The organism is Endozoicomonas sp. ALC013 (assembly GCF_049310205.1).
In the GTDB taxonomy this organism is placed as follows: domain Bacteria; phylum Pseudomonadota; class Gammaproteobacteria; order Pseudomonadales; family Endozoicomonadaceae; genus Endozoicomonas.
In genome coordinates, this window is record NZ_JBLYNS010000337.1 from 1 (window position 1) to 2,014 (window position 2,014).

The window sequence follows — 2,014 nt, forward strand, 5'->3', positions numbered from 1 at the left end:
AGGCAGAAGCGGAGGCCAGAGCTCAACGAGGCCGTGGCCGCGCTGCTGCCCCACGTTAACACACAGAAAGCTAACTTTAACCCACAGGGTATCGCCAACCTGCTGTGGGCCATGGCGAAACTGGTGGACAACGGCCAGGAGCAGACACCAGAACTCAAACAGGCCGTGGCCGCGCTGCTGCCCCACGTTAACACACAGAAAGCTAACTTTAACCCACAGGGTATCGCCAACCTGCTGTGGGCCATGGCAAAACTGGTGGACAACGGGCAGGAGCAAATACCAGCACTCAAAGAGGCCTTGGCCGCGCTGTTGAACCAATTGAACGCACAAAAAGCTAACTTCAGACCACAGGGTATCGCCAACCTGCTGTGGGCCATGGCGAAACTGGTGGACAACGGGCAGGAGCGGACAACAGAGTTCAATGAGGCCGTGGTCGCGCTGTTGCCCCACGTGAACGTACAGAAAGATAACTTTAAACCACAGGAAATCGCCAACCTGCTGTGGGCCATGGCGAAACTTGTGGACAACGGGCAGGAGCAAACACCAGGGCTCAAAGAGGCTCTGGTTGCGTTGTTGCCCCACGTGAACGTACAGAAAGCTAACTTTAAACCACAGGAAATCGCCAACCTGCTGTGGGCCATGGCGAAACTGGTAGACAACGGCCAGGAGCAAACACCAGAACTCAACGAGGCCGAGGCCGTGCTGTTGCCCTACGTGAACGCACAGAAAGCTAACTTTAAACCACAAGGTATCGCCAATCTGCTGTGGGCCATGGCGAAACTGATGGACAACAGGCAGGAGCAGACTCCAGAGCTCAAAGAGGCCGTGACCACGCTGTTGCCCCACGTAAATGCACAGATAGCTAACTTTAAAGCACAGGAAATCGCCAACCTGCTGTGGGCCATGGCAAAACTGGTGGACAACGGGCAGGAGCAGACACCAGAACTCAAAGAGGCCGTAGCCGGGCTGTTGCCCCACGTGAACGCACAGAAAAACCTATTTATTCCTCAGCATATCGCCAACCTGCTATGGGCCATGGCGAAACTGGTTGACAAAGGGCTGGTGCAGACACCAGGGCTCAACGAGGCCGTGGTCGTGCTGTTGCCCCACGTGAACGCACAGAAAGCTAACTTTACACCACAGGAAATCGCCAACCTGCTGTGGGCCATGGCGAAACTGGTGGACAAAGGGGAGGAGCGGACACCAGAACTTAAAGCGGCCGTAGCCGTGTTGTTGCCCCACGTGAAGGCGCAGAAAGACCAATTCAATGCCCAGGATATTACCAACCTGCTGTGGGCCATGGCGAAACTGATGGACAGCGAGCTTGAGCGGTCACCAGGGCTCAACGAGGTCGTGGCCGCGCTGTTGCCCTACCTGGATGCTAAGAAAGATCAACTTATCCCTCAGCATATCGCCAACCTGCTGTGGGCCATGGCGAAACTGGTGGATAACAGGCATGAATTGACACCAGGGTTCAAACAGACCGTTGCCGCACTGTTGCTCCTCGTGAACGCACAAAAAACCAACTTTAAACCACAGGAAATCGCCAGCCTGCTGTGGGCCATGGCGAAACTGGTGGGCAACGGGCAGGAGCAGGCACCAGAACTCAAAGAGGCCGTGGCCGCACTGTTGCTCCTCGTGAACGCACAGAAAACCAACTTTAAACCTCAGGAAATTGCCAACCTGCTGTGGGCCATAGCGAAACTGGTGGACAACGGGCAGGAGCAGACACCAGAACTAAAAGAGGCCGTGGCCGCACTGTTGCTCCTCGTAAACGCACAGAAAACCAACTTTAAACCTCAGGGTATCACCAACCTGCTGTGGGCCATGGCGAAAATGGTGGACAACGGCGATGAGAGGACAACAGAGTTCAATGAGGCCGTGGCCGCACTGTTACCCCACGTGAACGCACAAAAAGCTAACTTTACACCACAGGGTATTGCCAACCTGCTGTGGGCCATGGCGAAACTGGTGGACAACGGGCAGGAGCGGACAACGGAGTTCAATGAGGCCC

General features: G+C 55.6%; 1 protein-coding gene. It reads left to right on the forward strand.

Going from position 1 to position 2,014, the window contains the following annotated elements:
• The coding region (locus ACO6V1_RS23650) for a DUF1601 domain-containing protein (protein WP_422469008.1) at positions 1-2,014 on the forward strand (2,014 nt) is incomplete at both ends.